We start from the raw sequence: 26,248 nt of genomic DNA, 5'->3' as shown, positions 1-26,248 counted from the left end.
TATAAAAGCGGAAGTCATTTTGGTAAAAATGGTGATTTTCTTGAATAGAGGATAAAATTCTTTTGACGAAAGAAGATTTTTATCGTACAATAAAAAGTAGCGAAAAATTCAATAAATTAAATATTTGAGAGCCAACAGGGCAGAAGCCCTCAGACTTAAAAGGAGATCGACTTTGGAATTAGAAGTATTTGCTGGACAAGAAAAAAGTGAACTTTCTATGATTGAAGTAGCGCGTGCTATCTTAGAAACACGTGGTCGCAATCATGAAATGTATTTTAATGATCTTGTCAATGAAATTCAAAATTACCTTGAAAAATCAAATAGTGATATTCGTGAAGCCTTGCCACTTTTTTATACAGAGCTAAATGTAGACGGCAGTTTCATTCCTCTTGGAGATAACAAATGGGGCTTGCGTTCATGGTATGCGATTGACGAGGTGGATGAAGAAATTATCACACTTGAAGAAGACGATGAAGAAACTCCGAAGAAACGGAAGAAGAAACGTGTGAACGCCTTTATGGACGGTGATGAAAATGCTATTGATTACAGTGATGATGATCCAGAGGATGAAGACTCATACGAAGCTGATCCTGCTCTAAGTTACGACGAGGACAATCCGGACGACGAGAAGAGTGAAGTTGAAGCGTATGATGCTGAAATCAATGAAATCGCACCTGATGATTTAGGTGAAGAAGTCGAACTCAATGAAGAGGACGAAGATTATTCTGACGATGAAGTAGATGGAGAAGATGAAGAATAGTCAAATTTAATGATATATTCTTATTTTCTTATTTGACAAAAGTTTTATTCTGCGATATTATAATATCGGGCACTTCTTTTAAGAAGTCGAAGCTCCCTAGCTCTAGGGAGCTATTTTTGTTTTGCTATTCATGAACACGTCTTAAAAAGCAATGGACGTTGTATTTTAGATAAGGAGTATTTATGGCAACAAAATATATTTTTGTTACAGGTGGTGTAGTTAGTTCGATCGGTAAAGGGATTGTGGCAGCAAGTCTTGGTCGTCTCTTGAAAAACCGTGGTCTTAAGGTAACCATTCAAAAGTTTGACCCATATATCAATATCGACCCAGGAACGATGAGTCCTTACCAACACGGGGAAGTATTTGTGACGGACGACGGTGCAGAGACAGACTTGGATCTGGGGCACTATGAACGCTTTATTGATATTAACCTAAATAAATATTCAAATGTCACAACAGGTAAGATTTATAGTGAAGTTCTTCGCAAAGAACGTAAAGGTGAGTATCTTGGAGCAACTGTCCAGGTCATTCCACACATTACAGACGCTTTAAAAGAAAAGATTAAACGTGCTGCAACGACAACCGATTCGGATGTGATTATCACAGAAGTGGGAGGAACTGTTGGAGATATTGAAAGCTTGCCATTCTTAGAAGCGCTTCGTCAAATGAAGGCAGATGTCGGTGCAGATAATGTAATGTATATTCACACGACCTTGCTTCCTTATCTGAAAGCTGCTGGGGAAATGAAAACGAAGCCCACTCAGCATTCTGTAAAAGAATTGCGTGGTCTGGGTATTCAACCGAATATGCTGGTCATTCGCACTGAAAAGCCAGCAGGTCAAAATATTAAAAATAAATTGGCGCAATTTTGTGACGTAGCACCAGAAGCAGTGATTGAGTCGCTAGATGTGGAACATTTGTATCAAATTCCGCTGAATTTGCAAGCACAAAACATGGACCAAATCGTTTGTGATCACTTGAAGTTGGACGTGCCAGAAGCAGATATGACAGATTGGTCTGCTATGGTTGATAAAGTCATGAACTTGAAGAAACAAGTGAAAATTGCGCTTGTTGGGAAATATGTGGAGTTGCCAGATGCGTATATCTCTGTTGTAGAAGCTCTCAAGCACTCTGGTTATGCCAATGATGCAGAAATCAAGCTGAATTGGGTCAATGCGAATGATGTCACAACGGAAAATGTCGCCGAATTGTTGAAAGATGCAGACGGTATTATTGTGCCAGGTGGATTTGGTCATCGCGGAACCGAAGGAAAGATTGCGACCATTCAATATGCGCGTGAAAATGATGTGCCAATGCTTGGAATTTGCCTTGGTATGCAGTTGACTTGTGTTGAGTTTGCTCGCCATGTGTTAGGATTTGAAGATGCTAATTCTTCAGAATTAAATCCTGATACGAAACATCCTGTTATTGATTTGATGCGTGATCAGATTGATGTAGAAGACATGGGAGGAACGCTTCGCTTAGGACTGTATCCATCTAAGTTGAAACGTGGTTCCAAAGCCGCTGCAGCTTATGACAATCAAGAAGTTGTGCAGCGTCGTCACCGCCACCGTTATGAATTTAACAATGAATTCCGTCAACAATTTGAAGACGCAGGATTTGTCTTCTCAGGAGTTTCACCTGATAATCGTCTGGTGGAAATTGTTGAAATTCCAGAAAATAAATTCTTCGTTGCGTGTCAATACCACCCAGAATTATCCAGCCGCCCTAATCGTCCAGAAGGACTTTATACGGCTTTTGTCACAGCTGCGGTTGAAAATAGTGAAAAATAATAGAATGGGACAGGCTTCCATGATTGGTATCACAATCTGGAGCCTATTCTAGTCTTTTTAATATCTTTTATAAATAGAAAGTCTTATCAGTATAACAAATTGGTGCAAGATTTTAAATGAAATCTACAACTAGATTGTCATAAAAAGCGGTGGTTTAGCAATAAAATAAGACTTTTTGCAAAGGATTTAATAGTTAATCAATTCCCTAAATTATTATTCGGAGGTAGATCATGATGAAGTTTATACTTGATGAAAGTCTCGTAGCGCTTGGAATTAAAAATGTGGTAATTGGCATTGCCAAAAATGTAGATCCACATGCGCCTTTATCCGCTTCATTTTTGGAAAAGCAAAAAGAAATGGAAAAGTGGGCCTTGAAATGCGACGTGGAAGAGGTGTCTGATGATGCAGTCATTCAGGGCTACAAAGATTTGTTGCAAAGTGTTGGTCGCAGTGTCAAGAAGAATCCTCCCACTGTTTTAGCGCTTATTCGGAATATTCGACATCGTGGTTCTATTCCGCATATTAATAGTATTATTGATATTTATAATGTTGAATCTTTACATTCTTTATTAGCCATCGGTGGGCATGATTTGGACAAAATAGCAGGGCAAATTGAATTTACGGTTAGTCAAAAAGAAGATGTGTTTCTACCGATTTTATCTACGGAAAAACACGTTTCACAGACTGATTATGTTTATCGTGATCAAAAAGGAATTTTAGCATGGCTAGATGTTCGTGACGGAGAAAACTATAAATTTGATGACGAGACAAAGAATGCTATTTTTATCATTCAAGGAAATGCTCATACATCTGTTGAAATGCGTTTAGAAGCACTGAAGCGCATTGAGAACGATTTGGCAGAATGTATGCCAAATCTGGATTTTGAAACGTATGTCATTCACCCAGAGGGGAAATAACCTAAAAAGCAATGTATCCATCAATAGGATACGAGAAGTGAGTCCGTTGTTTGAAAGCATTTGGAATACAATCACATTTTTTAGTAAAAGATTTGTTTGAAAATTCTTTACTTTTTGTTAAGTTATAGTATAATTAGAATATATCATACTTTTCGGAGGTAACTATGAAAAAAAGTAAAATCATCGCAGTTGCGGGGCTAGCTCTTTTAACGTCTGGTCTTTTAGCTGCTTGCTCGGGTTCGAAATCGAACTCAGCTGAAACAAAATTTGGTTATGTGTATTCTAGTGATCCAGAAACTTTGGATTATGTAACATCAGGAAAAGCAACCACTAGCGATCTTGTGACAAATGGAGTTGACGGATTGTTAGAAAATGACAAATATGGAAATCTTGTACCATCAATGGCTAAGTCATGGACTGTATCAAAAGATGGTTTAACCTATACTTATAAACTTCGTAAGGGTGCCAAATGGTACACATCAGAAGGTGAAGAATATGCTGAAGTCAAGGCGCAAGATTTTGTAACTGGACTGAAACATGCTGCCGATAAAAAATCTGAGGCGCTTTATTTGGTTCAAAACTCAATTAAAGGTTTAGATGCTTACGTGAATGGTCAAACAAAAGACTTTTCAACGGTAGGTGTGAAAGCAGTTGATGATTATACTGTTCAGTATACATTGAACAAGCCAGAACCATATTGGAATTCTAAGACAACCTCTGCCATTATGTGGCCAATCAATGCCGAATTTTTGAAATCTAAAGGAAATAAATTTGGCCAATCAACAGACCCTAACTCAATCCTTTATAATGGACCATTCTTGATGAAAGCTATCACAGCAAAATCTGCGGTAGAATATGTTAAAAACAAACATTATTGGGATAAAGATAAAGTAAAAGTTGATAGCATTAAACTTGCTTACTATGATGGTCAAGACCAAGACTCATTGGCTCGTAATTTCAAAGATGGGGCATACTCATACGCACGCCTCTTCCCAACAAGTTCAAACTTTGCAACTTTTGAAAAACAATTCAAGGACAATATCTATACAGCAGAAGCAGGCTCTGGAACGGCTGCTTTAGCCCTTAATATTGACCGTCAATCTTACAACCATACGGCTAAGAAAACAGATGAAGAAAAAAATTCAACGAAAAAGGCATTGTTGAACAAAGACTTCCGTCAAGCTTTGAACTTTGCACTTGACCGCGACTCTTACGCTGCACAAGTCAATGGTAAAGAGGGCGCTGCCACAGCAATCCGTAACATGTTTGTACCATCAAATTTTGTTCAAGTTGGTGAAAAATCATTTAGTGATGTTGTAGAAGAAAAATTAGCAAGCTATGGCGATGACTGGAAGGGTGTCAAACTAGCTGATTCACAAAATGGCTTGTACAATCCAACAAAAGCAAAAGCAAAATTTGCAAAAGCAAAAGAAGCTTTGCAAGCTCAAGGTGTGAAATTCCCAATCCATTTAGATGTTCCTACTGTAGAAACTTCTAAGAACTATGTTGCTCGTATGCAATCTTTGAAACAGTCTGTTGAAAAAGTACTTGGTAAAGAAAATGTTGTCATGGACTTGAACATGATGTCAGAAGATGACTTTAACAACGTCACTTACTATGCTCCAAATGCAGCTGGAGAAGACTGGGATATCTCAGGCGCTGTTGGTTGGAATCCCGACTATCAAGATCCATCTACTTATCTTGACATTTTGAAATCAACAGCTTCTGATAATACGAAAACTTGGTTTGGATTTGACTCTGGTAGTGAAAATGCTGGTGCTAAAGCAGTTGGCTTGGACGAATATAATAAATTAGTCGATGAAGCAGGTGCAGAAACAACAGACATTGCAAAACGTTATGAAAAATATGCAGCAGCACAAGCTTGGTTAACAGACAGTTCACTTGTCTTACCAACAATGGCTTCAACAGGTGCCGGAACTTTTGTGTCACGCATTCAACCGTTCTCAGGTGCATTTGCGCAAACAGGTAGTAAAGGTAGCTCAACCTACTTCAAATACATTAAAGTCGGTAACGATACTGTCACTAAGAAAGACTATGAAGCAGCTAAGAAGAAATGGCAAAAAGAAAAAGCCGAGTCTAATAAAAAAGCTCAAGATGAATTAGCTGATCATGTAAAATAATACATTTATAAAAGCAGGTAAAACTCACTTAAAAGTGGGTTTCATCTGCTTTTTTCTATCTATAAAATTGTAAGATTAATATAATCCCTTTGATACTAGGTCTAAAAAAATATGTCATAAAATTTAGAAAATTCTATTTACTTTTTATATTTTGTGTGCTAGAATGTATAAAAATAATGATTTTGGGAGGAATATTCATGAAGAAAAGTAAAATCATTACCCTTGCAGCGCTAGCCTTGCTTGCAACAGGAGCTCTAGCAGCTTGTTCTAGCTCTAAAACAAGCTCGGGGAACAAAACATTCTCATATATTTATGAGCAAGATCCAGATAACCTGAACTATTTGACAACTGGGAAAGCAGCTACTGCAAATCTTACCAGTAATGTCATTGACGGACTCTTGGAAAATGACCGTTACGGAAATCTAGTTCCTTCTGTAGCGAAGGATTGGACAGTCTCCAAGGATGGCTTGACTTATACTTATACACTTCGTAAGGGTGTGAAATGGTACACATCAGAGGGTGAAGAGTATGCAGAAGTTAAGGCACAAGACTTTGTGACAGGCTTAAAATATGCTGCGGATAATAAATCTGATGCTATTTACTTGGTGCAAGATTCTGTTAAAGGCTTGGATGCTTACATGAAGGGTGAAAATAAAGATTTCTCTTCTGTCGGTATCAAAGCAGTTGATGATTACACGGTTCAATACACGCTTAATCGACCAGAAAGCTTTTGGAATTCTAAAACAACAATGGGCGTTCTAGCACCAGTTAATGCAGAATTTTTGAAATCAAAAGGCAATAAATTTGCACAAGCAACAGACCCATCTAGTCTTCTTTATAATGGTCCATACTTGCTGAAATCTATCACAGCGAAATCGTCTGTTGAATTTGCTAAAAATCCAAACTACTGGGATAAGAAAAATGTGCACATTGACAACATCAAGCTGTCTTACTATGATGGTCAAGACCAAGACAAACTTGCTAAAGGATTTAGTGATGGCTCATTTACCAATGCTAAAGTATTTCCAACTAGCCCAAGTTATGCTTCTGTCAGCAAGAAATACAAAAACAACATCGTTTATACTCCACAAGATGCAACAACTTACTTAGTAGCTACAAATATTGATCGTCAATCTTACAATCACACTTCAAAGACAACAGATGCTCAAAAAACTTCTACTAAGAAAGCTTTGCTAAACAAGGATTTCCGTCAAGCGATTACCTTTGCATTTGACCGCACTGCTTATGCATCACAGGTGAATGGTAAAGACGGTGCGACGAAGATGCTCCGTAATCTCTTTGTACCACCAACGTTTGTTCAAACAGATGACAAGAGCTTTGGAGAAATGGTCAAAGAAAAATTGATTGGCTACGATGAAAGTTGGAAAGATGTCAACTTAAATGATGCGCAAGATGGGCTTTATAATCCAACTAAAGCTAAAGAAAAATTAGCGAAAGCGAAAGCAGCGCTTCAAGCAGATGGCGTTCAATTCCCAATCCACATTGATATGCCAGTTGACCAAACAGCAACTAATAAAGTTCAACGTGTGCAATCATTGAAACAATCTATTGAAAAAAATCTTGGGAAAGAAAATGTTGTGATTGATATTCAACAAATGTCTAAAGACGACGTGAATAATATCACTTACTTTGCCGAATCCGCAGCGGCAGAAGATTGGGATCTTTCTGATAATGTTGGTTGGAGTCCAGACTTCCAAGACCCATCTACCTATCTTGATGTTATCAAACCTTCAAGCGGTGAAAGCACTAAGACCTATCTAGGATTTGATGCAGGCACGAACAACGCTGCTGCAGCACAAGTTGGTATGAACGAATATGAAAAGTTGTTGAATGAGGCTGAAAAAGAAACCAACAATACGAATGCACGCTATGAAAAATATGCTGCAGCCCAAGCTTGGTTGACTGATAATGCATTGGTCATTCCAACAACAACACTAACGGGTCGCCCAATTCTTTCTCGTACAGTACCATTTAGTAATGCCTTTGCTTGGTCAGGAAACAAGGGAAATAGTGAAACAATTCTCTATAAATACCTTGAAATCCAAGATGAGCCTGTGACTCAAAATCAATACAAGAAGGCAATGGAAAAATGGAATAAAAAGCGCACAGAATCTAATAAAAAGGCTCAAGAAGAACTTGCAGATCATGTTAAATAATTGAAAAAAATTAGATAAAATTTAACAGAAAAACAAAAAAAGTTCAATTATGATAAAAATATTCTGACAATTGATTTTACAATTAACCAGAATTGTGATATAATTTTAAACAATCAGTTTAAAAATTGAAGGTATTCTAAAATTGAAAATAGGTATTTGTCGTGACGCGTGGCATTTCTCTATCAGTTCCTTCGGTCTTGGCTGACAGGTTATGTTTAATAACTTAACCATAGTTATTAAAGTGGAATATCTGATGTGACTCATGCTGAATCATTAAAATACAAAAAGAATTAGCAGATCATGTAAAATAAACTTCTCATCCGAACTTTCTCTAACAGGAGGGAAAGTTCTTTTGGGATTTTAAAGGAAACGGTAAATGAAGAAATATATTTTTATGCGTATCTTACGCTCTTTAGTATCTATTTTCATGGTAACAACGCTGACTTACACCATTATCTATACCATGGTGCCTAGGAAGTTGATTTTCAAACAGGATCCAAACTATAACAAAATAGCGACAACTCCTGATAAAAAGACCAATTACGAAAATACGATTTTTGAGCGCATGGGTTACATTGACTACTATGATACGAAGGAATTGCAAGAAAAAGCTAGTAAAGAGAATTCCTCTGTAACAGTAGAACCTACTAATGCAAATAAAAAAATCTATGAAGCTTACATCAAAAAGCTGGGACGCGGTTGGAAATTGCAGCAATTTAAAGAAAGCAAGCAATTTTATGCAACTCGTGAAGTTCCAGTCTATGAACGCGTTCTTGGTTTCTATGGTAATTTGATTCAAATTGACCATACCGGTGCTGTGAAAGATGCTTCTAATCCGAATTTGAAGCGTTATATTCGCATTGAAAATGATCCTGCTATTGGTTGGTCTGTTGTTGGTTCTGGAACAAGACATAAATATTTATTATATTTCAATAGTCAGTTTCCATTTATTCACCAAAATTTTGTAAGATTAAATCTAGGAACTTCTTATCCGACCTATGCTAATCTTCCTGTTTTACAGGTTATTTCACAAGGGCAAGGTCAAACGAAAACATCAGAAGTTCAATTTCCAACAGGAAAGAAAACATCATCTGTTAATATTTATACACGTACATATAAGTCTCCAAAACAAGCCGATGCACGCGATGTTGCTAATTACGGAAAAGATGATCCTTATACGGCGACAGAGAGCAATTATCAATATCCATCTATGATTGTGAGCTCTTCTATTGTTGGGTTGATTGGTTTGGCCTTGTCATACTTAATCGCCGTTCCACTTGGATCTTACATGGCTCGCTTTAAGAATACATTGTTTGATAGTATTTCAACCGGTGCTTTGACTTTCTTAATGTCACTGCCAACTATTGCCTTGGTTTATATCATTCGGTTGATTGGCTCAGCAATTGGCTTGCCTGATTCATTCCCTATTTTGGGAGCAGGTGATTGGCGCTCTTATGTGCTGCCGGCAGTTATTCTTGGACTCTTGAGTGCGCCTTGGACAGCAGTGTGGATTCGCCGTTATATGATTGACTTGCAATCACAAGATTTTGTTCGTTTTGCACGTGCAAAAGGTCTTTCTGAAAAAGAAATTTCTAATAAACATATTTTCAAAAATGCCATGGTGCCACTTGTATCCAGCATTCCAAACTCAGTTATTGGGGTTATTACAGGTGCAACTTTGACTGAAACAGTCTTTGCTTTCCCTGGTATGGGTAAGATGTTGATTGACTCTGTTAAAGCTTCAAACAATTCTATGGTCGTTGGTCTTGTCTTTATCTTTACTTGTCTTTCTATCTTCGCTCTTCTATTGGGTGATATTCTGATGACAGTACTTGACCCACGTATTAAATTAACATCAAAAGGAGGTAAATAATGGCTACAATTGATAAGACTAAGTTCCAATTTGTCAAACGCGATGATTTTGCCTCTGAAACAATTGATGCTCCAGCCTATTCTTACTGGAAATCAGTTATGCGTCAGTTCCTAAAAAAGAAATCAACAGTTATCATGTTGGGAATTTTGGTCGCTATTATTTTGATGAGTTTCATTTATCCGATTTTTTCAGATTTTGACTTTAACGATGTCAGCAAGGTGAATGATTTCGGTGCGCGTTATATTAAACCAAACGGTCAATATTGGTTTGGTACAGATAGCAACGGGAAATCTCTTTTTGACGGAGTATGGTTTGGAGCTCGTAACTCCATCCTCATTTCTGTCATTGCAACCGTGATTAACTTAGTTATTGGTATTGTGATTGGCGGTATCTGGGGAATTTCAAAAACCGTTGACCGTATCATGATGGAAGTGTATAATATCATTTCTAACATCCCTTCTCTCTTGATTGTCATTGTCTTGACTTATTCAATTGGTGCTGGTTTCTGGAACTTGATTTTTGCTATGACCATCACAGGTTGGGTTGGGATTGCTTATACGATTCGTATCCAAATCATGCGTTATCGCGACTTGGAATATAACCTTGCCAGCCGAACTTTGGGTACGCCAACACTGAAAATCATCGTGAAAAACATCATGCCACAATTGGTTTCTGTTATTGTGACCACGGCTTCGCAACTGCTTCCAAGTTTCATTTCTTATGAAGCGTTTCTATCGTTCTTTGGTTTAGGGCTTCCTGTCACAGTACCAAGTTTGGGACGGTTAATTTCAGATTATTCACAAAACGTGACAACAAATGCGTATCTTTTCTGGATTCCATTGACAACCTTGATTTTGGTTTCTCTTTCATTGTTCGTTGTCGGTCAAAACTTAGCGGACGCTAGTGATCCACGTACACATAGATAGGAGTAAATATGACACAAGAAAAAAATGTAATATTGACTGCTCGCGATATTGTCGTGGAATTTGACGTTCGTGATAAAGTCTTAACAGCCATTCGTGGTGTTTCGCTTGACCTTATCGAAGGTGAGGTTCTTGCACTTGTAGGAGAATCTGGTTCTGGTAAGTCTGTTTTGACAAAGACATTTACAGGAATGTTAGAGGAAAATGGTCGAGTTGCTCAAGGAACGATTGATTACCGTGGACAAGATTTGACAAAATTGAAGTCTAATAAAGATTGGGAACCTATACGCGGTGTTAAAATTGCGACAATCTTCCAAGATCCGATGACGAGTTTGGACCCTATTAACACAATTGGTAGCCAAATTACAGAAGTGATTATCAAGCATCAAAAGAAAACGCCAAAAGAAGCAAAAGAAATGGCTGTTGACTATATGAATAAGGTCGGCATTCCTGATGCTGAAAAGCGTTTTAATGAATACCCATTCCAATATTCAGGAGGAATGCGTCAGCGGATTGTTATCGCTATTGCGCTTGCTTGTCGACCTGATATCCTTATCTGTGATGAACCAACGACAGCGCTTGACGTTACGATTCAGGCACAAATCATTGATTTGTTGAAATCTTTGCAGCAAGAATATGAATTTACAACTATTTTTATCACCCACGACCTGGGAGTGGTAGCAAGTATTGCAGATAAGGTTGCGGTCATGTATGCTGGTGAAATCGTTGAATACGGAACAGTAGAAGAAGTCTTTTACGATCCACGTCATCCTTATACTTGGAGCTTGCTATCAAGTTTACCACAGTTGGCAGATGATAAGGGTGAGTTGTATTCAATTCCTGGAACGCCGCCATCTCTTTATTCACAATTGCAAGGAGATGCATTTGCCTTGCGTTCAGATTATGCTATGGAAATTGATTTTGAAGAGAAGCCACCTCAAATCTATGTAACGGATACCCACTGGGCAAAAACATGGTTGTTACATGAGAATGCTCCAAAAGTGAATAAGCCAGCTGTTATTGATGATTTACACGAAAAAATTAGCTCAAAAATGGGCTTTGCCCATTTAGACGCCTAGGAGGAAGGAAATGCCTGAAAAATTAGTAGAAGTTAAAGATTTGGAAATTTCCTTCGGTGAGGGAAGCAAGAAATTTGTTGCTGTTAAAAATGCTAATTTCTTTATCAATAAAGGAGAAACGTTTTCACTTGTAGGAGAATCTGGTTCTGGTAAAACGACAATTGGTCGTGCGATTATTGGTTTAAATGATACGAGTCATGGAGAGATTTTCTTTGAAGGGAAAAAAATCAATGGCAAAAGATCAAAAGAAGAAGAGTCAGAAATCATTCGTAAAATTCAAATGATTTTCCAAGACCCTGCTGCTAGTTTGAATGAACGTGCGACAGTTGATTATATCATTTCGGAAGGCTTGTATAATTTCCATTTATTTAAAGATGAAGAAGAACGCAAGAAAAAAGTGAAAGATATTATTCATGAAGTTGGATTGTTATCAGAGCATTTAACACGTTACCCGCATGAATTTTCTGGTGGTCAACGTCAGCGGATTGGGATTGCCCGTGCGCTTGTTATGGAACCAGATTTTGTCATTGCAGATGAGCCGATTTCAGCGCTTGACGTCTCTGTGCGCGCGCAAGTTTTGAATCTTCTTAAGAAATTCCAAAAAGATCTAGGCTTGACTTATCTTTTCATTGCCCATGATTTATCAGTTGTACGTTTTATCTCAGACCGTATTGCTGTTATTTATAAGGGTGTGATTGTTGAAGTGGCTGAAACAGAAGAACTCTTCAATAATCCAATCCATCCTTATACGCAGTCATTGCTATCTGCTGTCCCAATTCCAGACCCAATATTGGAGCGGAAGAAAGTATTGAAGGTTTATGATGCTGCTCAACATGATTATTCAGTAGATAAGCCAGAAATGGTTGAAATTCGTCCAGGACACTTTGTCTGGGCTAATAAAGCAGAAGTTGAAAAGTATAAAAAAGAATTGTAAATAGATCTTCAACTTTGTTGACAATTAAAGAGGTTAAATAAGAACTTAGTCTCTAGTTAAAATTAAGGAATGAACGACAATAAAAAAGCTTAAAACCAACGTTTTTGATAACATGGTTTTGAGCTTTTTAACTATTTTTGAGCTTTTATGCTATACTAATTTTAGTAGAAAAAAGGAGAAATGTTATGTATCAATTGATTGCATTTGACATGGATGGAACGCTTTTGACCAGTCAAAAGACGATTGCTAAAAGTAGTATTGCAGCTATTGACAGAGCGCATGCAGCTGGAAAACAAGTTGCACTTTCAACAGGGCGCTCTCTGTCAGAACTAGGTCTTTATAAAAAAGATTTGCAAGGGATTCGCTATGCCGTTCTTGCTAGTGGTGCATTGATTTATGATTTGGAAATGAAGCAAACTTTAGCGGAGCAAACATTACCTGCTGTTGTGGTGGATAAAGTGAAGGCGTTGGCAGAAGCTCACGATTTAATGGTGGTCGGTATGATAAATGGACAAGGCTATCTTCAGCGCTCTCATTTTGAGAACATTGCGAACTACTATATGGAAATTTATACTGAACTGTATGATGAAACAGCGGTATTAGTAGATAATATCTGTGATTTGTTAGCAAAGGAAAGAGAAAATTTTGGTAAGATCAACATCTATCACTTAACAGCTGATGAACGAGATCAATCGTATGAGGTTTTGTTATCTGAGGATATTGCCATGATAAAATCAGAAGTAAGTGGTCTTGAACTAACAGCGCGGGATGTTGAAAAAGGGCAAGGTTTAGCTCACCTGGCTCAATATTTGCAACTCCCTATGGAACAAATCATTGCTGTTGGGGATGCTGACAATGATGAAAGCATGATTCGCGAAGCAGGTTTTGGTGTCGCTATGGGAAATGCCAATGAGAATATCAAAGGTTTGGCAGATATTATTGTGGCAGATAACGACCACGGTGGCTGTGCGCAGGCTATTGATGATGTGCTTCTGGCAGATAAAATATAGGAACAACGAATAAACACTAACCCCCACTTAAGATTTCTCAATACTTAAGTGGGGGGGTTAACTATCTCACAGTATTAAATACTCTTTCCTGAAGAGAGGTGGACGGGAAGAAAGTAGCCGGTTGTCACAACTTCTTCACCAGCAATTTTTCGAAGCAACAAATCTACCAGTAAACAAGCTATATCTTTCAATGGTTGCTGTATAGTGGCTAGTTGGGGATAGTAGTTTTCTACAAAATAAGTTCCGTCGTAACCGATGACTTTTAGATCCTCTGGAATTTTGATTTCCAATTCTTGAGCGACTTTCATGATTAAAATGGCTGTCAGATCATCTGAAGCAAAAATGGCATCAGGTTTTCTATGTTTTAAAATATTTTTGATTTCCATTTCTTTGCGAATAGGAGAGAAGTCACTTGATACATTGATAATTGGTGCATCAGGTAGAATGGAAGCAAAACCTGCATGGCGGAGACCTGTCGGGGAGTTTGAATTATCATTTCCGGTAATCATAATGATATTTTGGGCACCGGATTTGACCAAGGTTTCTGCAGCCAAGACACCACCAGCATAGTTGTCCGAAGATACAACAGGAATGGAAGGGGATAAGTTGCGGTCAAAAGAGATAATGGGAGCTGTTACACGGTCATAATCAGAGATGCCTAAGTTGTGGCTACCTGAGATAATGCCATCCACTTGATTGGCTTCTAGCATCTCCAGATACTCTTTTTCCTTACTTGAATTGTGCTCGCTATTGCAGATGATTGTCTTGTAGCCTCTTTTGAATAACTCATGTTCTAATTTGTCAATGAGTTCGGCATAAAAGATGTGACTGATATTTGGGAAAATCAATCCAATCAGTTTAGCGGATTTTCCTTGTAAGCTACGAGCGAGATTATTGGGCTTGTATCCCAACTCGCGCATGGCCTCATTGACTTTTGTAATCGTTTTTTCTGAGAGGTAGCCTTTTTTGTTAATTACACGAGATACAGTGGTTGGGCTGACTCCAGCAATTTTTGCAACATCAGTTAACTTCGCGACCATAATCTAATTCATAGTAAGTTCCAGTTGGATTTCCCTCGCTGATAAAAATACCGTTTTGGTTTTCATGAGGGAAAACGCGACCTGAAAATACTTTTTCTCCTTTGTTAATAAAAATTTCAAAAACTGACTTATCAATGAAGATAGTAGCAGTTGTAGCTTGGTTTTCAATCGTACAACTACGAACAGTACCAAATTCAAGAGCGTATTGCTCACCGGCTTGACTACGGTCAACTGTTACTTGACCATTTTTGATGTCAAAGCAAATGCGTAACCCCTTATGCTCTTGATCTGCAAAGAGGACGATTTCAGCTTGGGAATCAGCTGTAAATTCTAGTTCTAATTCATAGCAGTTCGTTGTCTGCGCTTGATTAGCAAATGTTTGGCTATTATCTGTGCGCAAGGATGTGATAGCTGGGACAGGGTATTGATAGAGTTTACCGTCTTTTAGGGTTAATTCTTTGACCAAAGAGAATGTTCCTTGGTGGTCGAAACGGTCGGATGGATAGGCAATATCTGGTAATCCTAGCCAGCTGACAGCTAAGGCACGTCCGTCAGGAGCATTGAAAGCTTGAGTGGCGTAGCATTCAAATCCATAATCTAAATTTTGCAGAGGACTAGGTTCAACAATTGTTGCTTTCTTTGTGTCAAACGATTGACCTATTTTATACATATTTGGATAAATATTGTCATAAGGAGTGACTTCTTTTGATAAACCTTGAGGACAGTAGAGCAAAATTGGCTTATCATCAATAAAGACAAGATTTGGACATTCCATCATGTAGGCGGTGTTGTCATTTTCAAAGTCTAAATTACCGACTTCTTCCCAGTTTGTATAATCGTTGTCAACCGCTTTATAAAGCTTGATATAGCCTTTTTTGTCAAGGTTTTGTTCCCCAACAATGGCGTAAAATTGTCCGTGGTAGTTAAAAATCTGAGGATCACGAAAATGATCTGTAGCGTCCTGAGGTTGTTCAATCAAGACTTTGTTTAGTTTTTGAATATGTCCGTCTTTGTTCAGCAAAGCGCCGATTTGGTAAGGGTGACGAACCCAATTCTCATCACGGACATTTCCAGTATAGAATAGGAAAAGTTTGTCGTCAAACTGCATAGCAGAGCCAGAGTAAGCACCGTGACTGTCTAATGGGGTGTCTGGCAGAACACGAACACCGGTTTCTGTGAAGTGTACGAGGTCATCACTTTCCAGTTGTACCCAAGACTTGAGCCCATGAGTTGCACCAAATGGAAAATTTTGATAGAAGACAATCCATTTTCCGTCAAAATAGGAAAAACCATTTGGGTCATTCAGCAGTCCCGTATCAGGCTCTACGTGGTAGGTAGCACGCCAAGGTGATGTAGCGATTTTATTTTTTATCTGTTGGATTTCGTTTTCAGTCCATTGTTCATAGCGTTTGTAACGTTGTTTAGTAGTCCAAGCCAATCTTTTGTCCTCCGAGATAGTTTTCTTACTTATATAGTAAACGTTTTCTCTGAAAAAATCAACTTTTTAATAGAAAAAAATAAAATTTCTGCAAAACGCTTGACATATTTTGAAATCATGTTAAAATAATAGTCGTAGGAGCGATTAAATCGCTTTCATAAAAGTTAATTATTTTCAATAAGGAGATGCAAATGGAAAATAAGGACATTGCAAAAGCAGTCATTGAGGCCATTGGCGGACGTGACAATGTAAGTAGTGTTGCTCACTGTGCGACCCGTCTGCGTGTCATGGTCAAAGATGAAGCTAAGATTGATAAAGACAGAGTTGAGAATCTTGAAAAGGTTCAGGGAGCTTTCTTTAACTCAGGCCAATACCAAATTATCTTTGGTACTGGTACAGTGAATAAAATCTATGATGAAGTGGTAGCGCTTGGTTTGCCTACATCTTCAACTGGTGAGCAAAAAGCAGAAGCAGCTAAAAAGGGAAATTGGTTCCAACGTGCCGTTCGTACATTTGGTGACGTATTTGTGCCAATCCTGCCAGCAATCGTAGCAACAGGTCTCTTCATGGGGATTCGTGGTGCGATTAATAATGATACGATTCTTGGGTTATTTGGAACAACTTCAAAAGCCTTTGCTGCGTCAGACTTCTATACTTACACAGTTGTGTTGACAGATACAGCATTTGCCTTCTTCCCAGCTTTGATTTCTTGGTCAGCTTTCCGTGTATTCGGTGGGAATCCAGTGATCGGTATTGTACTTGGTTTGATGTTGGTAAATACCGCTCTTCCAAATGCTTGGGATGTAGCTTCTGGTGCTGCAAAGCCAATCATGTTCTTTGGTTTCATTCCAGTAGTTGGTTATCAAAACTCAGTATTGCCAGCCTTCTTCATTGGACTACTTGGTGCGAAACTTGAAAAATGGTTGCATAAGAAAATTCCAGATGTGCTTGATTTGCTTGTTGTACCATTCTTGACCTTCCTTGTGATGTCAGTTCTTGGGCTCTTTGTCATTGGTCCAATTTTCCACTCACTTGAAAATGTCATTCTTGCTGCGACAAAAGCTATTCTTGCCTTACCGTTTGGCTTAGCTGGTCTCATCCTTGGCGGTGTGCATCAGCTTATCGTGGTAACTGGTGTTCACCATATCTTCAACTTACTAGAAGCACAATTGATTGCAAATGAAGGAAAAGATGCCTTTAATGCGATCATCACAGCTGCTATGACTGCCCAAGCGGGTGCAACTCTTGCAGTTGGTGTAAAAACAAAATCTAAAAAACTAAAAGCTCTTGCCTTCCCGGCTGCTCTCTCTGCAGGTCTTGGAATTACTGAACCAGCTATTTTCGGGGTAAACTTACGTTATGGTAAACCATTTGTACTTGGTCTTGTTGCCGGTGCTGCTGGTGGTTGGTTAGCTTCTATTCTTGGACTTGCTGGTACTGGATTTGGTATTACTATTATCCCAGGTACGCTTCTCTATCTGAATGGTCAAGTTCTTCAATATATCTTTATGGTACTTGTAACTACTGGTCTTGGATTTGGTTTGACTTACGCATTTGGTTACAAAGATGCTGAAGAAGAAGTGACTGAAGCAAAAGAAGTAGTAGAAGCTAATGAAGCAGCTGCGCCAGTCCTTTCTGATGAAACAATCATTTCTCCAATCGTTGGTCAAATGGTTGACTTGAAAGATGTCAATGATCCAGTATTCTCTAGCGGTGCTATGGGACAAGGAGTTGCGGTGAAACCTAGTGAAGGTGTTGTGTATGCTCCTGCGGATGCAGAAGTGACAATCGCATTTGCAACTGGTCACGCTTACGGCTTGAAAACGGCAGATGGTGCTGAAATTTTGATTCACGTAGGTATTGACACAGTTTCTATGAACGGTGACGGATTTGATCAAAAAGTTGCTCAAGGTGATAAGGTGAAAGCTGGCGATGTTCTTGGTACATTTGATGCTGCGAAAATTGCAGCCGCTGGTCTTGATGACACAACTATGGTGATTATTACCAACACAGCTGATTATGCTTCTGTTACTCCTGTTGCAGAGGGTACAGTAGCGAAAGGCGATGCTGTGATTGAGCTAAAAGCCTAACCGTATAATGTGATAAGAGGCTGAGCAAAAAGGTTCAGCTTCTTCACTTTTGGTTAACAAAACACATTAACACAGCGGTTGATTGTTTTCTTTGCTCCCTTCACGTCTCAAAGTTGTCAATCAACTGTGCAGGGGTGGGAAACGAACTCTTTCCCGTTCTTTCCCACTCCCTTTTCTTTGAAAAAGAGAAGAAAAAGTAAGATTTTTACTCAGAAGTCATACGATGATATGCTATAATGAATAGAGAAGAGAAGAAAACAAAATAAAAAGAGGTTTTGAAATGACAAAATTGTATGGAAGCCTAGAAGCTGGTGGTACAAAATTTGTGTGTGCGGTTGGAGATGAAAACTTTGAAGTAATTGAAAAAACACAATTTCCAACGACCACACCGATTGAAACGTTGGATAAGACGATTGCATTTTTCTCTCGTTTTGAGAATTTAGCTGGTCTTGCGGTGGGTTCATTTGGTCCGATTGACATTGATCCTAATTCAAAAACGTATGGTTTTATTACAACGACACCTAAACCACACTGGGCAAATGTCGATATTGTCGGTGCTTTGCGACGTGCTTTAAATGTACCGATTTACTTTACGACAGATGTTAATAGCTCTGCTTATGGTGAAGTAGTGGCACGAAATAATGCAGGCGGACGAATTGAAAATTTGGTCTATTATACTATTGGAACGGGAATTGGTGCTGGCGCCATTCAACGTGGTGAATTTGTTGGTGGGACGGGTCATCCAGAAATGGGACATTACTACGTTGCAAAACACCCAATGGATGTGGAAAAAGAATTTAATGGAGTGTGTCCATTCCATAATGGCTGTTTGGAAGGGCTAGCTGCTGGACCTAGTTTAGAGGCCCGGACAGGCATTCGAGGTGAAAATATTGAACTAAACAGCTCTGTTTGGGATATTCAAGCCTATTATATTGCGCAAGCAGCAATTCAAGCGACAGTGACATTCCGCCCTGATGTGATTGTCTTTGGTGGAGGTGTTATGGCGCAACAGCATATGTTGGATCGCGTTCGTGAAAAGTTCACAGTTTTGTTGAATGGTTATTTGCCTGTTCCAGATGTACGTGATTACATTGTAACGCCAGCGGTTGCAGGAAATGGGTCAGCGACACTTGGAAACTTTGTCTTAGCTAAAAAAGTCAGCGAAAAAGCCAAAGGATAGGCAAACGGTTTAAGAGCAAGTAAGCGAATATTGAATGAGCTTGCTCTTTTTTTGATATAAGGAAGAAAATGATTAAACCAATTGTAAAAGATATGTTGGTTTTGCAGCAGAAAGCACAACCAGCAAGTAAAGAAGATGTCGGAATCGGGCAGGATTTGTTCGATACCTTAAGAGCGAACCAAGATAAGTGTGTCGGAATGGCAGCCAATATGATTGGAGTGCAGAAGCAGGTCATTATTTTTATGTATGGTATGGTGCCTGTTATCATGTTCAATCCTATTTTGAAAAGGAAGTCATCTCCTTACCGAGCGGAAGAATCCTGTTTGTCACTTGTGGGGAGTCGCTTGACAACTCGTTATAAAGAGATTACAGTTGAGTATTTGGACCAACATTGGCAAAAGCAAACGCTGACTTTGAAAGATTTTCCCGCACAAATCTGCCAGCATGAACTGGATCATTTGGAAGGGATTTTGATTTAATGACCTGAAAACTCAGCTTTTATAGTACTGGGTTTTTAATTGGTCAGAAAAATAGTTCTCATAGGAACTTTTTTCTTGACATTCGTTTAAATTATAGTAAAATAGTTCTCATGGAAACCAATTGGTTCTCTAGAGAACTATTTGAAAGGAAGTCAAAATGGAAAAACCATTATTGGAATTCAAGCGATTTGGACGAAAAACACATCTAATGATTCAAAAAATTGCCAAAGAGCGAGGAATTGAATTTATGGCGGGTCCGCAGGGGCAGGTATTGCATTTTGTGAATCACCGCGAAGACTGTGATAAGATGACCTTTATTAAAGATATTGAGCAGGAGTTGGGCATTACTAAGTCCGTTGCCAGTAATTTAATGAAGCGAATGGTGAAGAATGGCTTGATTTATCTGGAAGTAAGTGAGACCGATAAACGCGCTAAGATTATTCGTTTAACGCCGGAATCAAAGGAGCGCATGAATAAAATTCGTGATTTTTTTGATGAAATGGATCGTTGCCTATTGACAGATATTTCAGAAGAAGATTTGGTTACTTTTTTTCAAGTGATGGGGAAATTTTACCAGAATATTGAAAAATTAGAAAAAGGAGAAACGAATGGTTAAATTGTTTAAACGTTTAACTGTCAAAGAAGTAGGGATGATTGTCATCAGTATCTTGTTTACTTGTTTAACAGTTTATTTGGAATTAGAGGTTCCAACTTATATTTCAAAAATTACGGAACTCCTACAGATGAGGGGGACAGTAGTTTCTGATTTGTGGGATCCAGGTTTGAAAATGATTGGGCTGTCTTTTGCGAGCTTTCTTAGTGCTGTGACAGTTGGCTTTATTGCGGCTAGATTGGCGGCTAGCTTTACAACGAGTTTGCGGTCAGATATTTTCAATCGTGTGCTGGATTATTCAGACGCTGAGATTAAGCGATTCTCTATTCCGAGTCTTTTGACGCGGACAACCAACGATCTTACGCAAATTCAGCTCATGATTACCATGGGCTTGCAAGTTGTGACGCGTGGGCCAATCATGGCGATTTGGGCGATTACGAAAATCATTGGGAAATCAGAATACTGGCTGTGGGCAGTTATTGTGGCTGTGATTGTGAATGTTATCATGACAACAGTCCTGATGACACTTGCCTTTCCAAAGCAATCTGTTATTCAACGGTTGACTGATAAGTTAAATAGTATTACGCGTGAAAGTCTAACAGGGATTCGTGTTGTTCGGGCTTATAACGCTGAAGACTATCAAGATGACAAGTTTGCAGGAGCTAATGATGAAGTGACTCGTTTGAATCTCTTTGTCAGTCGTCTCATGGCGATTTTAAATCCAATTATGATGGGGATTTCGAGCGGCTTGACTTTGGCGATTTATTGGATTGGGGCTTACTTGATTCAAGACGCAGCCTTACCAGAACGTTTGCCAATTTTTAGTGATATGGTCGTCTTTATGTCTTATGCCATGCAAGTGGTGATAGGCTTCATGCTTATGGGGGCTCTTTTTATCATTCTACCTCGTACCTTGGTGTCTGCCGGACGGATCAATGAAGTGCTTGATTTATATTCAACGATTGAGTCTCCAACAGAGCCAAAAATAGCGAAAGATGTCAAAGGTGAAGTGGTATTTGACAATGTGTCTTTCCGCTATGCTAAAAATTCTGAGGCTGTTATCGAACATGTTAGCTTTACAGCTAAAGCAGGTGAAACCGTAGCTTTCATTGGATCAACCGGTTCTGGGAAATCCACTTTAATCAGCTTAATTCCTCGTTTCTATGATGTGACAGAAGGAAAAATTTTAGTGGATGGCGTAAACGTCAAAGATTATCAGCTGGAAGATTTGCATAAGAAAGTTGGCTACATTCCACAAAAAGCTGTCCTCTTCTCTGGTGATATCAAGAGTAATTTAGACTTTGGGCAAAGCAATGAAAGCCCATTGGATGACGAAAAAATGTGGGCTGCACTTGATTTGGCACAGGCTAAATCATTTGTTGAAGAAAAAGAAGACGGTTTGCAATCTGAAGTTGCACAAAGCGGTACGAATTTCTCTGGTGGGCAAAAGCAACGTTTGGCAATTGCGCGTGCGCTTGCTCGCAAGCCTGAAATTTTGATTTTTGATGATTCATTTTCAGCACTGGACTATAAGACAGACCGCATTTTGCGGGAAGAATTAGCGAAAAAAGTGAAGGACACAACGAGATTGATTGTGGCGCAGCGGATTTCAACCATTATGGACGCCGATCAGATTTTGGTATTGGATAAAGGGAAAGTAGTCGGTCAGGGTACTCATAAAGAATTGCTGGCAACGAACGCAGTTTATCAAGAAATTGCTTACTCACAATTATCGAAGGAGGAATTGGAAAATGGAAAATAAAAAATCGTCTTTATTTAGCCAAGTGAAACCTTATCTCAAAGGTTTTCAGCTTCCATTGCTCATTGCATTTGTGGGAGCGGCAGTGTCTAGTATTATTACAGTTTATGGACCGGACAAATTAAAAGAAATTACGAACCTCATCACAGAAGGAATGCGAAGTCAGATTGATTTGCAGGCGATCTCTAATATTGCTCTTTTCTTAGCGATTTTGTACGCAGCAGGTGCTTTGTTAAATTACGTTCAATCTTTTATCATTTCATCTGTTATTCAGCATTTCTCCAAACGCTTGCGGACAGCTATTGCTGAAAAAATCAATAAATTACCATTGCGGTATTTTGATAGTCATTCTCAAGGAGATACTCTTTCGCGGGTCACAAATGACGTGGATACTGTTGGGCAATCTTTGAACCAAAGTTTGGGAACGGTGATTTCATCAAGTTTGCTTCTCATTGCAGTTCTCTTTATGATGTTTTACAATAATGTGGTCTTGTCCTTTGTAACGATTGGTTCAGTCTTGATTGGCTTTGCCTTTGTTGCTTTGATTATGGGAAAATCTCAACGATTCTTCCGAGCGCAACAAGAAAATCTTGCCAGCGTCAATGGCTATGTGGAAGAAATGTACTCTGGGCATAATGTCATTGTCAGCTACAATGCCACAGACGAATCCAAAGTAGCCTTTCAAACACTTAATACTAACCTTTACAACAGTATGTGGAAATCACAATTCATTTCAGGGATTATGATGCCGCTTATGATGTTTGTAGGGAACTTCGGTTACGTTATGGTTGTTTTGGTTGGGGCGAGCATGGCCTTGAATGGCGATGTCACTATGGGAACGATTGTTGCCTTTATGGTATATGTACGGATTTTCTCTCAACCGTTGTCACAAATTGCACAAGGGATTACTACTCTTCAACAAGCTAGCGCTGCTATGGGGCGTGTATTTGAGTTTTTAGCAGAGCCGGAAATGGAAAATGATGAGCACAAGTCTCAACAGCTCACAATTTTAAAGGGTGATGTTACCTTTGATAATGTATTCTTTGGCTACAATCCGGATCGAACAATTATTCATGATTTTTCTGCCAATGCAAAAGCAGGGCAAAAAATTGCCATTGTCGGCCCGACCGGTGCTGGGAAGACGACCATTGTCAACTTGCTCATGAAATTTTATGAGATTGATAAGGGTCGTATTACAATTGACGGTGTTGATACAAAGCAAATGAAACGTTCTGAGGTACACGATGCCTTCTCCATGGTTCTTCAAGACACTTGGTTATTTGAGGGAACGATTAAGGAAAATTTGATTTACAATCAGAAAAATATTTCTGACGAAGCAGTTGTGGCAGCTGCCAAAGCTGTTGGGGTTCATCACTTCATCAAGACTTTGCCAAAAGGATATGATACGGTGCTGGACGATACTGTGAGTCTCTCTGTTGGGCAAAAGCAATTGCTGACCATTGCGCGTGCCCTTCTTAAAGATGCTCCATTACTTATCTTGGACGAAGCGACTTCATCTGTTGATACACGGACGGAAGAGCTGATTCAAAAAGCGATGGATAAGTTGATGGAGGGAAGGACTTCTTTCGTCATTGCTCACCGCTTGTCGACCATTCGTAATGCTGATTTGATTTTGGTCATGCGTGATGGTAATATCATTGAACAAGGAAATCACGATCAATTGATGGAAAAAAATGGCTTCTATGCTGATCTTTACAATAGTCAATTCGATGAAGACGCAGAGTATGCGTAAAATGAATTGAAGATAGTAAGTAAGACAGAAATTCTTCTTGGTCAAAATGATCTGAGAAGAGTTTCTGTTTTTTTGACTGTTGATTTACTTTTTTTGTTAGAAAAGGAATAGTTGAACACAAACTCCCCAAGGTATCAGAATCCTTGGGGAGTTTTGCTAAATTCAATCTTCAAAATCATTTTTGTCAGATAGTTCTTTAAAGAAATGACCTGTATTTTCTCCTTTATAAAAAATTCTATATTATAATATTATAATTCTATATTTTTGGTAAAAAGCCAACCTTTTATTCGAAAAGTATAGACATTTATTTTAAAATATAGTATAGTTAGAGTATCAAGGAAAAAAGTGGTATGATGGCAACTAATTCCATTTTAGGTGGTGTCCTTCAGTTAGTGGATATGGTGATTGTTGGATTTATCTGGTATCCATTCCTTCGTATGCTGGACAAACAACCTGATTCTGTATTATAATGATATGAAAGACAGATTTGCAGGAGCTATCTTATGCCTAAATACGAAGAAATCGCCAATATACTTCGAGATAGAATTGCAAGTGGAGTCTACCCAGTAGACTCCATGTTGCCTATTCAGTCTGAATTATCAAAAGAGTTCGGTGTCAGCCGAATGACTATAAAAAAAGCTGTTGAGATTTTAACCATTGAGGGACTTATTTTTTCCAAACAAGGGAATGGGACGAGAGTGTTAAATTCATCCTTTTGGGATAAAGAAGATTCAAAATTTCGCTTGAATAACTACAATGGCTTGAGTCAAGATTTAAAAAATGATGAGCGAAAATTAACGAGCCAGATTATTCAATTTGCAGTTGAATTTCCAGAAGCTGAGATTGCAGAGCGCCTGCAAGTGGAAATGACAGTACCGGTTTATAAAATTATACGATTGCGTCTGCTTGATGACCAACCTTATGTGTTGGAGCACACGTATATGCCGTGTGACTTGGTGCCAGGGTTGGATGAGAGCATTTTGCTTCAGTCTATCTATGCTTATTTATGGGATGAATTAAACTTAAAATTTGCCGGAAGTTATCGCCATATCACAGCTGAAAAGCCAGATGAATATGACCAAAACTATTTGGCTTGCCAAGAGACAGATCCGATTTTGCAGGTGGAGCAAGTTGTTTATCTGGAAACTGGACGTCCGATTGAGTATTCGAAAAGCCGCAATCGCTTTGACACGAGAGGGTATTCTCTTTTAGATGTTAAAAATATTTAAGTCATTTGTGCAATATTAAAGGAGGAAATGATGTCAGAACCATTATTTTTACAATCTGTTATGCAGGAAAAAATCTGGGGCGGAACGAAGCTGCGAGATGAATTTGGCTATAAAATTCCCAGTGATAAAGTAGGCGAATACTGGGCGATTTCGGCTCACCCGCATGGCGTATCTACGATTAAAAACGGTCGCTTTGCTGGTATGGGCTTGGATCAGCTCTATGCAGAACACCGAGAGTTATTTGGTAACAGCAGCGAGCCTGTTTTTCCGCTTTTAACCAAAATCTTGGATGCCAATGATTGGCTCAGTGTTCAGGTTCACCCAGATGATCATTATGCTATGGAGCACGAAGGGGAGTTGGGAAAAACAGAGTGCTGGTATGTGATCGCTGCAGATGAAGGAGCAGAAATCATCTATGGGCACAATGCCAAGTCACGAGAAGAGTTGCGCCAGCAGATTGAAAAGAAAGAATGGGACAAACTATTAACCAAGGTGCCAGTCAAGGCTGGGGATTTCTTCTATGTTCCAAGCGGTACTATGCATGCCATTGGATCGGGTATTTTGATTTTAGAAACGCAACAGTCTAGCGACACCACCTATCGTGTCTACGACTTTGACCGAAAAGATGCTAAAGGCAATCTGCGCGAGCTGCATTTAGAAAAATCCATTGATGTGCTCAATATCGGTGCGCCGGCCAATAGCCGTCCAGTTACGGTGAAAGCAGATGATTTGATGTCAACGCTTTTAGTAGCTAGTGATTTCTTTGCTGTTTACAAATGGGAAGTATCAGGAAAAGTGGATATCGAGAAAACAGCTGCTTATTCACTTGTAAGTGTGCTGGCAGGGCGAGGTGTGCTGACCGTAGATGGAGAAACGTATCCAATCGCAAAAGGAGATCACTTCATCTTACCAAGCGACGTGAAAGCGTGGACTTTTGAGGGGCAAGACCTTGAAATGATTGTTAGTCATCCGTAATATCTTTTATATAGAAAATCAGAGGTTAGGGAAAAGTCCGTAACCTCTTTAAAATTATAAGTCTAAAGCATCATGATGTAGTGGT

At 38.9% G+C, this 26,248-nt stretch carries 20 protein-coding genes and 1 pseudogene; 19 read left to right on the top strand and 2 right to left on the bottom strand.

The window, feature by feature from the left end:
- The first annotated feature begins 172 nt into the window (after positions 1 to 172).
- The 10 genes from rpoE to IYQ23_RS04980 all read left to right on the top strand — a co-directional run bounded on the left by rpoE (position 173) and on the right by IYQ23_RS04980 (position 13,607).
- Positions 173 to 760 (top strand): DNA-directed RNA polymerase subunit delta, encoded by a 588-nt coding sequence (gene rpoE / locus IYQ23_RS05025; protein WP_003031757.1) that lies wholly within the window; start codon positions 173 to 175, stop codon positions 758 to 760.
- A 182-nt stretch (positions 761 to 942) separates the two neighbouring features.
- The gene (locus IYQ23_RS05020; RefSeq protein WP_126467591.1) at positions 943 to 2,553 is read left to right on the top strand and encodes a CTP synthase; all 1,611 of its coding nucleotides are present in this window, start codon (positions 943 to 945) and stop codon (positions 2,551 to 2,553) included.
- A gap of 233 nt (positions 2,554 to 2,786) precedes the next feature.
- Entirely contained in the window at positions 2,787 to 3,470 is a 684-nt protein-coding gene (locus IYQ23_RS05015; RefSeq protein WP_229311949.1) for a B3/4 domain-containing protein, read from the top strand.
- A gap of 164 nt (positions 3,471 to 3,634) precedes the next feature.
- A complete protein-coding gene (locus IYQ23_RS05010) occupies positions 3,635 to 5,611 on the top strand; it encodes a peptide ABC transporter substrate-binding protein (RefSeq protein WP_195674279.1) in 1,977 nt (658 codons plus the stop codon).
- A gap of 197 nt (positions 5,612 to 5,808) precedes the next feature.
- Complete coding sequence (locus tag IYQ23_RS05005; protein ID WP_195674278.1) at positions 5,809 to 7,788, top strand: peptide ABC transporter substrate-binding protein; 1,980 nt, start codon at positions 5,809 to 5,811, stop codon at positions 7,786 to 7,788.
- A 376-nt stretch (positions 7,789 to 8,164) separates the two neighbouring features.
- On the top strand, positions 8,165 to 9,661 hold the full coding sequence (locus IYQ23_RS05000) for an ABC transporter permease (protein ID WP_049507325.1): 1,497 nt from the start codon (positions 8,165 to 8,167) through the stop codon (positions 9,659 to 9,661).
- On the top strand, positions 9,661 to 10,587 hold the full coding sequence (gene oppC, locus IYQ23_RS04995) for an oligopeptide ABC transporter permease OppC (RefSeq protein WP_003026180.1): 927 nt from the start codon (positions 9,661 to 9,663) through the stop codon (positions 10,585 to 10,587). Before IYQ23_RS05000 ends, oppC begins: the two co-directional genes overlap by 1 nt.
- Positions 10,588 to 10,595: 8 nt before the next feature.
- Positions 10,596 to 11,663 carry an ABC transporter ATP-binding protein gene (locus IYQ23_RS04990; protein WP_049507327.1) on the top strand — a complete coding sequence of 356 codons (1,068 nt, stop codon included), beginning with the start codon at positions 10,596 to 10,598 and terminating at the stop codon, positions 11,661 to 11,663.
- Between the two features lie 10 nt (positions 11,664 to 11,673).
- Positions 11,674 to 12,597, top strand: a complete 924-nt coding sequence (locus IYQ23_RS04985; RefSeq protein WP_195674277.1) for an ATP-binding cassette domain-containing protein — start codon at positions 11,674 to 11,676, stop codon at positions 12,595 to 12,597.
- A 185-nt stretch (positions 12,598 to 12,782) separates the two neighbouring features.
- Positions 12,783 to 13,607 (top strand): Cof-type HAD-IIB family hydrolase, encoded by an 825-nt coding sequence (locus IYQ23_RS04980; protein WP_195674276.1) that lies wholly within the window; start codon positions 12,783 to 12,785, stop codon positions 13,605 to 13,607.
- 74 nt (positions 13,608 to 13,681) lie between these two features.
- Here IYQ23_RS04980 and IYQ23_RS04975 read toward each other — a convergent pair whose 3' ends face one another.
- Both IYQ23_RS04975 and IYQ23_RS04970 read right to left on the bottom strand, forming a co-directional pair.
- Positions 13,682 to 14,647 carry a LacI family DNA-binding transcriptional regulator gene (locus IYQ23_RS04975; protein ID WP_003031743.1) on the bottom strand — a complete coding sequence of 322 codons (966 nt, stop codon included), beginning with the start codon at positions 14,645 to 14,647 and terminating at the stop codon, positions 13,682 to 13,684.
- The gene (locus tag IYQ23_RS04970; protein ID WP_195674275.1) at positions 14,628 to 16,085 is read right to left on the bottom strand and encodes a sucrose-6-phosphate hydrolase; all 1,458 of its coding nucleotides are present in this window, start codon (positions 16,083 to 16,085) and stop codon (positions 14,628 to 14,630) included. Before IYQ23_RS04970 ends, IYQ23_RS04975 begins: the two co-directional genes overlap by 20 nt.
- Positions 16,086 to 16,276: 191 nt before the next feature.
- Between IYQ23_RS04970 and IYQ23_RS04965 the strand changes: the two genes are divergently transcribed.
- The 9 genes and pseudogenes from IYQ23_RS04965 to manA all read left to right on the top strand — a co-directional run bounded on the left by IYQ23_RS04965 (position 16,277) and on the right by manA (position 26,163).
- Positions 16,277 to 18,175 carry a sucrose-specific PTS transporter subunit IIBC gene (locus IYQ23_RS04965; protein ID WP_195674274.1) on the top strand — a complete coding sequence of 633 codons (1,899 nt, stop codon included), beginning with the start codon at positions 16,277 to 16,279 and terminating at the stop codon, positions 18,173 to 18,175.
- A 280-nt stretch (positions 18,176 to 18,455) separates the two neighbouring features.
- Entirely contained in the window at positions 18,456 to 19,355 is a 900-nt protein-coding gene (scrK, locus tag IYQ23_RS04960) for a fructokinase ScrK (protein ID WP_106100298.1), read from the top strand.
- A 68-nt stretch (positions 19,356 to 19,423) separates the two neighbouring features.
- On the top strand, positions 19,424 to 19,834 hold the full coding sequence (locus IYQ23_RS04955; RefSeq protein ID WP_195674273.1) for a peptide deformylase: 411 nt from the start codon (positions 19,424 to 19,426) through the stop codon (positions 19,832 to 19,834).
- Positions 19,835 to 19,991: 157 nt separating this feature from the next.
- A complete protein-coding gene (locus tag IYQ23_RS04950; RefSeq protein ID WP_003039423.1) occupies positions 19,992 to 20,450 on the top strand; it encodes a MarR family winged helix-turn-helix transcriptional regulator in 459 nt (152 codons plus the stop codon).
- Complete coding sequence (locus tag IYQ23_RS04945) at positions 20,443 to 22,209, top strand: ABC transporter ATP-binding protein (protein ID WP_195674272.1); 1,767 nt, start codon at positions 20,443 to 20,445, stop codon at positions 22,207 to 22,209. The genes IYQ23_RS04950 and IYQ23_RS04945 overlap by 8 nt, the downstream gene beginning before the upstream one ends.
- On the top strand, positions 22,199 to 23,959 hold the full coding sequence (locus IYQ23_RS04940; protein WP_195674271.1) for an ABC transporter ATP-binding protein: 1,761 nt from the start codon (positions 22,199 to 22,201) through the stop codon (positions 23,957 to 23,959). Before IYQ23_RS04945 ends, IYQ23_RS04940 begins: the two co-directional genes overlap by 11 nt.
- Positions 23,960 to 24,303: 344 nt before the next feature.
- Positions 24,304 to 24,429 (top strand): annotated as a pseudogene (locus IYQ23_RS04935) (PTS cellobiose transporter subunit IIC); the annotation flags it as partial.
- Positions 24,430 to 24,462: 33 nt separating this feature from the next.
- Entirely contained in the window at positions 24,463 to 25,188 is a 726-nt protein-coding gene (locus IYQ23_RS04930) for a GntR family transcriptional regulator (protein ID WP_106100303.1), read from the top strand.
- A 30-nt stretch (positions 25,189 to 25,218) separates the two neighbouring features.
- Positions 25,219 to 26,163, top strand: a complete 945-nt coding sequence (manA, locus tag IYQ23_RS04925) for a mannose-6-phosphate isomerase, class I (protein ID WP_106100304.1) — start codon at positions 25,219 to 25,221, stop codon at positions 26,161 to 26,163.
- Positions 26,164 to 26,248 lie beyond the last annotated feature (85 nt).

It is taken from the genome of Streptococcus sp. HF-100 (genome assembly GCF_015594635.1).
Lineage (GTDB): Bacteria > Bacillota > Bacilli > Lactobacillales > Streptococcaceae > Streptococcus > Streptococcus vaginalis.
This window is presented reverse-complemented; position numbering and strand designations above follow the sequence as displayed.